Below are 8,482 nucleotides of genomic sequence, written 5' to 3'. Positions count from 1 at the left end.
AGGGGCGTGAATATCAAAGCGTGTTTGCATGAGGCGCTGGGGCGCCCCATGCAACACGTAATTGGGACATAGCCATAAAAATGGGGCCGCCAGTGCGGCCCCAAACGGGAGGGTTATCCCTAAATAGCCCACCCCCCAGCATAAAAGAGCACCAGCGCCAGGGCGATGACCACGGTGCCGACGTTGAGCTTGTGCCACTCCTTCGAGCAGATGCGACCGATCACCAGCGAACTGAAGCCGAGCATGATACCGGTGACGATGTTGCAGGTGAGCACGATAAAGACCGCGCACACCAACCCGGACATGGCCCCGACAAAGTCATCGAAATCGAGCTTGGTGACATTGCTCAGCATCAGCAGCCCCACATACATCAGGGCCGGTGCGGTGGCATAGGCCGGCACCAGATAGGAGAGCGGCGAGAGGAACAGCATCAACAGGAACAGGCCACCGACCACGGTCGCGGTCAGGCCGGTTTTGCCCCCCGCCGCCGTGCCTGCTGCCGATTCGATATAGACGGCAGCCGGGGCCGCCCCCACCAGACTGGAGAAGATGCTGCTGACCGAGTCGGCACTGAGCGCCTTGCCGCTGTTGATGATGTGACCATCTTTATCCAGCAGGTTGGCCTGCCCCGCTACCGCCCGGATGGTGCCGGTGGCATCAAATACCGCCGTCATCACCAGCGCCAGCACGCTCGGCAACACCAACGGCGAGAGGGCCCCCATGATATCCAGACTGAAGATCAGGGACTGACCCTGCGCGTCCGAGAGGCTCGGCAGGGCGAACAGCCCCTGATACTTCACCGCCGGATCGAAAATGAGGCCGAAGATGGAGATGGCGATGATCACCAGCAGGATCCCCCCCGGCACTTTCAGCTTCTCCAGCCCGAAGATCACCGCAAGGCCGATCAGGGACATAATAACCGGCATCGAGGTAAAAGCCCCCAGCGCCACCGGCAGCCCCTCGAGCGGGTTCTTGATCACCAGCCCCACCCCGTTGGCGGCGATGAGCAGCAGAAAGAGACCGATCCCGATGCCGGTGCCGTGGGCAATCCCCATCGGCAGGTTGTCGAGGATCCAGCTACGCACCCCGGTCACCGAGATAGCGGTAAAGAGCACCCCCATCAGGAAGACGGCCCCCAACGCCACAGGAATGGGGATCTGCTGCCCCAGCACCAGACTGAATGCAGTAAACGCCGTGAGGGAAATAGCGCAACCGATGGCCATCGGCAGCTTGGCCCAGAGCCCCATCAAGAGCGAACCGAACCCCGCCACCAGACAGGTGGCGACAAACACGGCGCCGGGAGGAAAGCCCGCCTTGCCGAGCATGCTTGGCACCACGATCACCGAGTAGACCATGGCAAGGAAGGTGGTGAGGCCCGCCAGAACCTCCTGTCTGACATTGCTGCCCCGCTCGCTGATCATAAAGTAGCGATCAAGAGCCGTGAGCGACTGTTGCTTTCGTGCGCTCTGGCTGGCGTCATCATTGGCCAGCTGTTCCACGCTGTTTGTCCTGCTGTTTGCTTGGGTCATACCCAACTCCTTCACACGCGCCTGAATGTTCCATGACGAAATGGCGACAGGATCTGCGGGTCTGTCGATGCCCAGTCTGTGCAGTGACAGCCTGACGCGACAGCAATGTCAGCAGAACGACCAGGAGAGGCAGCCTTGACTCAAACGTTTGCCTTGCTGGTCAAAAAACCGGGCCATTTCACCTTCTATTGCGGGGAGAACCCCTGTCGTGCCGCGGAACCGGCGCCCCCGTTGGAGTACGCCAGCTTCCGTATTCCGCGGGGCTGCGCCGAGGCAGCCCCCTCCATCCCCTACCCCCGTTCGTGTACCAGTTGGCCATCCACATAGGTGCGGTAGATGGATCTGTCATCCCCCAGGGTCAGCAACACAAAGAGCTTGTCCCGCAGGGTGGTGGAGTTGTCATAACGCAGCTGCTGCAGCGGGGTGGCGACCGGGTCGAGCACCACGAAATCCGCCTCCTTGCCCACCGCAAAGCTGCCGATCTTCTCATCCAGCCCCAGCGAATGGGCGCCGCCCAGCGTGGCCAGATAGAAGGCCTGATAGGCCGAGAGCCGCTCCCCTTGCAACTGCATCACCTTGTAGGCCTCGTTGAGGGTCTGCAGCATGTTGAAGGTGGTGCCCGCGCCAATGTCAGTGCCCATCCCCACTTTCACCTGCTTGCGCCACGCCTTGTGCAGCTTGAACAACCCACTGCCGAGATAAAGGTTGGAGGTGGGGCAGAAGGCGATGGTGGAGCCGGTCTCCTTCAGGCAATCCCACTCCTGCTCTTCCAGATGGACGCAGTGGGCAAAGACGCAGTTGTGGCCGGTCAGCCCATGCTGGTGATAGACATCGAGATAACCCTTGTGCGCCGGAAAGAGGGATTTCACCCAGGCGATCTCGTCCTTGTTTTCGCACAGATGGGTGTGCAGATAGGTGGTGGGAAACTCTTCGCGCAGTCGCCGCGCCATCGTCAGCTGCTCGGGTGTCGAGGTGGGTGCAAATCGTGGTGTGATGGCATAGAGCAGGCGACCGTTGCCGTGCCAGCGCTCGATAAGCTGCTTGCTCTGCACATAACTGCTCTCGGCGGTATCGAGCAGATAGTCGGGCGCATTGCGATCCATCATCACCTTGCCGGCGATCATCCGCATATTGATGCGGCTCGCCGCCTCGAACAGGGCATCCACCGACTCGGGGTGGACGGTGCCGAACACCAGCGCCGTGGTGGTACCGTTGCGCAGCAGCTGCTTGATAAAGAAGGTGGACATCTCGCGGGCATACTCGAGGTCGTTGTAGCGCCGCTCGGCCGGGAAGGTGTGGCGGTTGAGCCACTCCAGCAGCTGCTCGCCATAAGCCCCCACCATCTCGCTCTGGGGATAGTGAATATGGGTATCGACAAAGCCGGGCACTATCATCTTGCCGCGGTAATCGCGCACCCGCACCTCGGCCGGAATGCGATCCTTGCCCTCCTCCCACTGACCGAACCAGTCGATGCAGCCATTGCGAATGATCAGCAGGCCATCCTCGATAAGACGGGCATTGGCCTCAATCTCCTCGGGCTGATCCACCACCCGGGTAATGTCGAAGAAACTGCCACGCACCGCTTTGACAGAGTTGTCGTTTTTCATAACCGTTTCCCTGTTTTTCTTGTTCTGTTGACGTTTTTTGCCGGTTTAACCGTCAGATCCGTTCCACTTGTGGCGCCACCACTTGCCCGGGCACTTGCTCTGGTGAATCCTCACCCTTGCTGGCCGATGGCTGGCCCGCACTGCGGGCGGTAAAGACCACATCCGGTTTGTCGCTCAGCTGGATCACCTCCACCGCCTCGGCATCCTTGATAGCCGCCTTGCGCTTGCGACTTTGCGGCAACACCAGATTCATGATGATGGCGGTGATGCCGCCAGCGCAGATGGGGTTCTCCACCAGCATGTAGATCCCGGCTGGCAGCACCTTGAAGACGTTCGGGTCATAGGAGACGCCGAGTCCCAACCCCAGCGAGGTGGCGACGATCAGGGTCTCCCGCCGATCGAAGCCGTGACTGATGATGATGCGACCACCGGCGATGGCGATCATGGAGAACATGATGACCATGGCGCCCCCCATCACCGGCGATGGTATGGTGGTAAAGAAGCGCCCTACGATGGGGAAGAGCCCCAGCAGCACCAGCATGACAGCAATAAACTTGCCCACATGACGGGATGCCACCCCGGTCATCTGGATCACCCCGTTGTTCTGGGCAAAGGTGGTCAGAGGCAGGGAGCCGAGTGCCGAGGCGATCACCGAGACCAGACCGTCGGCCAGCACGCCGCCGGAGAGCCGTTTTTGAAACTCGGGGCCCTGGATCTCCCGCCGGGAGACCATGGCGGTGGCGGTGATGTCCCCTACCGCCTCCAGCACGCTCAGCAGATAGATGGTGCCCGCCAGCAGAAAGGCGTGAAAATCGAAGGAGAAACCGTACTTGAACGGGATCGGCACAGTGATAAGCGGCAGGTTCTCAAGGGCGGAGAAATCCACCATGCCGAGCATCAGGGCCACCGCATAACCCACCATCAGACCGATAGCGATCCCGCTCATCCGAAGCAGGGGGCTTCGGCTGCAGTTGAAGGCGACGATAACGCAGAGCACCAGCAGCCCCAGCCCGATGTTCTCGTATTTGCCGAAGGTGCCGCTGCTCATGGCGGAGAAGCCGCCGCCAAAGTCGATGATCCCCACCTTGATCAGGCTCAGGCCAATCATCAGCACCACTACCCCGCTCACGGTCGGGGTGATCACCCGCTTGAGATAGGGCAGCACGAAGGAGGAGCCCATCACCAGAAAGGCGCCGACAAAAGAGACCCCGAGCAGGGTCGAGACAATCAGCTCCTCGTGGATACCATCTTTCTTCATGGCGCCGCCGAGGGCGATCATCACGGTCACGAAGGAGAAGTTGACCGACTGGATGGAGAGCAGCCCCGAACCGATGGGGCCATAACGATTCACCTGCAGCCAGGTGCCGATACCGGAGGCGATCATCGCCATGGAGACCAGATACGCGGTGGTCTCGGTGGAGAGGCCCAGGGCGCCGCCGACAATCAACGCCGGGGTCACCATGGGAACAAAAATCGCCAGCAGATGGGTCACTGCGCCCATCAGGGTTTGATAAAACGGGGGTTTGTCTTCCAGCTCGTAAATAAGATCAGAGTGCTTGCGTGTTGTTTTAGACATCGTATTTGTCCCATCACACAGAATGGAGGCGGAGTACTCATTCCGCCGTCAGGCGCTGGGGGCGAGCGTTCACCCGCCCCTCACCTTTTCTTTTGTTATGCCGACACTTTTTGCTCCAGCTTGCCCAGTTCGCGCAGGATCTGTTCCGGCGTGAAGTGCCACTTGCGCAGCCAGACCCCGCAGGCGTCATGGATGGCGGTGGCGATGGCAGGCGCCGCACCGTTCACCCCGATCTCCGAGATGGACTTGGCGCCGTAGGGGCCGACCTTGTCATCACTCGGTACCAGGAAGGCCCGGAAATCGCGGGGAATGTCGCCAATCTTGGGCGCGCCATAGCTCTTCAGATCCCGGGTCAGCGGGATGCCCTTGCTGTCGTAGCAGATCTCCTCGCTCATGGTGTGGCCGATGGCCCGCATGGTCGCCCCGTAGATCTGGCCGAGGGCCAGTTCCGGGTTGATGGGGGTACCGCAGTCGAGCAGGGCGTAGAACTTGTCGAGCCGGATCTCGCCGGTTCTGACGTTGACCGCCACCTCGGCGAAGTTGGCCCCATACGGGAAGGCCAGCTCAGAGGTGATGTAGCTGGCGGTGCCTACCAGAATGCCGAAGCCGGTACCGGTCTCGGCCTTGTGGGCCAGCTTGGCGAGGGTCACCTCCCCCTGCTTGCCGCGCACGATACCCGGGTGAACCAGTTCCACATCCTCCACCGGCTCACCCAGCATGGCGGCGCCATGGAACAGGATCTTCGCCTTGAGGTTCTCGGCCGCCATCTTGGCCGCGTTGCCGGAGAAGCAGGTACCGGACGAGGCGTAGGCCCCCTTGTCGAACAGGGCGTGATCGGTGTCACCGGAGATCACATGCACATCGCTGAGCGGGCAACCGAGCACCTCGGCGGTCAGCTTGGCCACCACGGTATCGAGGCCGGTGCCGATATCGGCGCCACCGGAGTGGACGATAAAGGTGCCGTCCGATTCCAGCTTGACCATGCAGTTGGCCTGATCGATATCCGGGATCCCCGATTTTTGCATGATGATGGCGACGCCACGACCGATGCGCCAATCCCCGTCAGCGGGTTTGGGGCTGTCCCAGGCAATCAGCTCGCGACCCTGCTTGAGAATGGGCTCGAGGGCGCAACTGGCCGCATGCGGCACAGAGGTCGGCATCTTGCCCTCACCGATGGCACCCAGCACCTTGAGGATGTCCCCTTCGTGCACCCGGTTGTGCTCCACCATGTCGAGCTGATCGATCCCCAATTTCTCGGCCAGTTCCGCAATGGCCATGGTCAGCGCGAAGTTGCCCTTGGGCGCACCGTAACCCTGATAGGCGCCGGTCGGGCAGATGTTGCTGTAGTAGGTATTGACGGTAAAGCGCACGTTGTCGCACGGATAGAGCGGCAAAGAGAGCGCCGGGCCGTTGCTTGGCACCGTCAGGGAGTGGTTGCCGTAAGGGCCGGTGTTGGCGCGGAAATCCATCTCGATGGCGGTAATGGTGCCATCTTTCTTGGCCCCCACTTTCACCTTCACCTTGGCCACGTGGCGGGAGGTGTTGCTGATGAACTCCTCTTCACGGGTATAGCGGAAGGTGACGGGACGGCCGGTGACCTTGGTCGCCCAGGCGCACACCTCTTCCAGCAGGATATCCTGCTTGGAGCCAAAGCCGCCCCCTACCCGCTCCTTGATCACATGCACCTGATGTTGCTTGAGGCCGACAATGCGCGCCACCTGACGGCGCACGTGCCACGGCACCTGGGTGGAGGCGTGAATGACCAGACGATCCCCATCCATATAGGTGAAGCAGATGTGCGGCTCGGTCGGGCACTGCTGGGCCTGGGTCGATTCGTAGGTGCGCTCGACAATCTCGTCCGCCTCGGCAAAGCCTTTTGCCACATCACCGATCTGGCCATGGACGCTGGCGGCCAGGTTCTCGTGCGGGCGGGAGCCGATGGGGAAGTTGATGATCATGTGCTCGTCGCCACGGCGTACCGAGCAAGCGTTCTGCTGCTCGAGATCCGCAGGGGCACCAGCCATGTAGATGATGGGTTCGTCGTGCACCAGCGGGGCATTGGGGGCCATCGCTTCATCGATGTTCATGACCGCAGGCAGCACCTGATATTCGACCTCGATGAGTTTGAGGGCTGCCAGCGCGACCGCTTCGCTCTCGGCCACCACGGCGGCGACACGATCACCGACGTGACGCACCTTGCGGCTGAACATGCGGCGATCGAGCGGTGACGGCTCGGGGGCACTCTGGCCACCCGGGGTGTAAAACACATCCGGGCAGTTGAGATAGGTAATGACGTGCACCACACCCGGCAGCGCCTCGGCGCGGCTCACATCGAGTTTGGTGATCACCGCATGGGGATGGGGGCTGCGCAGCATCTTGATGATCAGCGCATCGTCGGTAACCCGATCCTCCACGTAGCAGGGCTTGGCCTGCACCATCTTGGCGGCGTCCACTTTCGGGCAGCTCTTGCCGATATGGCGCAGGTCGTCGCGAAACTCCGGGGCGATCTGGCACAGGTAATCGGGATCCTTCATCCGTGAGCAGGCAAGCTCGATGGCCTGATAGAACTGCTGGTAACCGCCATCGCGGTGAAACAGGCCCGAGAGCGCATCGTCGATTTGATCACGGGTGGGGTTGGGGTGGCGATCAAGCAGGTCGGTGACAATCAGCGCCGCGGCCGGATCGTTGTAACCGGACTGCACCACACCCACATCCACCATCGCCTGCTGCACCAGACTGAGCTGGTTCCAGCTACCGAGCGACTCGGCGGTGCGCACCTGCGCCCCCTCCAGCTGGGCGGCGATCAGCAGGGAGGCGTTGATCACCTTGCCGTTGAAGAGAATGGCGTCGGAACCGGCGAAACCGAAGCCGTCGTCACTGTTGCGCACCGAGTGCATCCGGCACTGATTGAACAGCACCCGCTGGGCATTGTCACCGGCCTTGCAGATGACGGTACGCAGGGCACCGTTCAGGGTAAAGTTGAGTTCCATCATGCTTGCACCTCCTGCTGCTGGCAGTCCACCAGCAGATCCGCCACTACCACGCCAGTGATATACCGCTTGTAACTCACGCTGCCCGCCAAATCCTCACGGGGCGAAATCAGCTCGCTCACGGCGGCCTCCAGCGCGGCATCGTGCAAGGAGCGGCGCTCCAGATCCCGCAGACGCATCGGGTGCGGGGTGACGCCAGCGACGGCCACCCGCATCTCGCCAATGCTGTCGAGGGCCACGGCGGCAGTCATCACCGCCAGGCCATCGGCGTTGCGGCTGATGCGGCGAGTGGCGCAGCGCAGTTCAGGCTCCGGCAGCACAATCCCCAGCACCAGGGCATTGCGCTGACCCGCCAGATAGGCGTCGATGGGTTGTAGCAGGTTGTTCTCCAGCACCACGACCGCTTCAAGCACCAGCAGCACCGGCAGCAAGGGGGAGTCCTGCTGCTGGCAGGCAAGTTCGCCGCCGATGGTGGCCTGATTGCGCAGATGACGGGAGTAGACAAACCCCAGCGCCTCGCACAGGGCGGCCGGGGTACGGGGATCCTCTTTCAGGGTCTGCAGGGTGACGGTAGCGCCGATATGGAGCTGGCCGTGCTGCTGCTCAATCTGGTCAAGCCCCAGCTTCTCCAGCGAGATGGCGACCTTCTTGTCGGTGCGGGTCGGGGCGGCGTTAAGCTTGCTGCCGCCCCCCATGTAGACGGCGTCGTTGCCGAAGCTGGCCTTGAGTTCCAAAGCCTGACCCAGTTGCTCGGGTCGGAAGAATTGCTCAATCATGTGT

The 8,482-nt window shown here is 61.7% G+C and carries 5 protein-coding genes; all 5 read right to left on the bottom strand.

Annotated elements, in window-relative coordinates; all coding sequences use genetic code 11:
• Positions 1-119: 119 nt before the first annotated feature.
• A complete protein-coding gene (locus tag BSP75_RS03335; RefSeq protein ID WP_253186607.1) occupies positions 120-1,421 on the bottom strand; it encodes an NCS2 family permease in 1,302 nt (433 codons plus the stop codon).
• A gap of 398 nt (positions 1,422-1,819) precedes the next feature.
• On the bottom strand, positions 1,820-3,136 hold the full coding sequence (gene guaD, locus BSP75_RS03330) for a guanine deaminase (protein WP_042657405.1): 1,317 nt from the start codon (positions 3,134-3,136) through the stop codon (positions 1,820-1,822).
• 52 nt (positions 3,137-3,188) lie between these two features.
• Positions 3,189-4,712 (bottom strand): nucleobase:cation symporter-2 family protein, encoded by a 1,524-nt coding sequence (locus BSP75_RS03325; RefSeq protein ID WP_075112210.1) that lies wholly within the window; start codon positions 4,710-4,712, stop codon positions 3,189-3,191.
• Between the two features lie 95 nt (positions 4,713-4,807).
• Positions 4,808-7,705, bottom strand: coding sequence for a molybdopterin-dependent oxidoreductase Mo/Fe-S-binding subunit (locus tag BSP75_RS03320; protein WP_216219137.1), 2,898 nt, complete (start codon positions 7,703-7,705; stop codon positions 4,808-4,810).
• Positions 7,702-8,478 (bottom strand): molybdopterin-dependent oxidoreductase FAD-binding subunit, encoded by a 777-nt coding sequence (ygfM, locus tag BSP75_RS03315; protein ID WP_075112209.1) that lies wholly within the window; start codon positions 8,476-8,478, stop codon positions 7,702-7,704. Before ygfM ends, BSP75_RS03320 begins: the two co-directional genes overlap by 4 nt.
• Between the last annotated feature and the right edge of the window lie 4 nt (positions 8,479-8,482).

Source organism: Aeromonas sp. YN13HZO-058, assembly GCF_001921245.1.
Classification (GTDB): domain Bacteria; phylum Pseudomonadota; class Gammaproteobacteria; order Enterobacterales; family Aeromonadaceae; genus Aeromonas; species Aeromonas allosaccharophila.
The sequence above is the reverse complement of the archived record's forward strand: the minus strand, read 5'-3'. Positions and strand labels throughout refer to the sequence as shown.

Bases quoted from the DNA above. Each gene is read 5' to 3' on its own strand.
- BSP75_RS03325 (WP_075112210.1), bottom strand. From the start codon at position 4,712: ATGTCTAAAACAACACGCAAGCACTCTGATCTTATTTACGAGCTGGAA.
- ygfM (WP_075112209.1), bottom strand. From the start codon at position 8,478: ATGATTGAGCAATTCTTCCGACCCGAGCAACTGGGTCAGGCTTTGGAA.
- BSP75_RS03320 (WP_216219137.1), bottom strand. From the start codon at position 7,705: ATGATGGAACTCAACTTTACCCTGAACGGTGCCCTGCGTACCGTCATC.
- guaD (WP_042657405.1), bottom strand. From the start codon at position 3,136: ATGAAAAACGACAACTCTGTCAAAGCGGTGCGTGGCAGTTTCTTCGAC.
- BSP75_RS03335 (WP_253186607.1), bottom strand. From the start codon at position 1,421: ATGATCAGCGAGCGGGGCAGCAATGTCAGACAGGAGGTTCTGGCGGGC.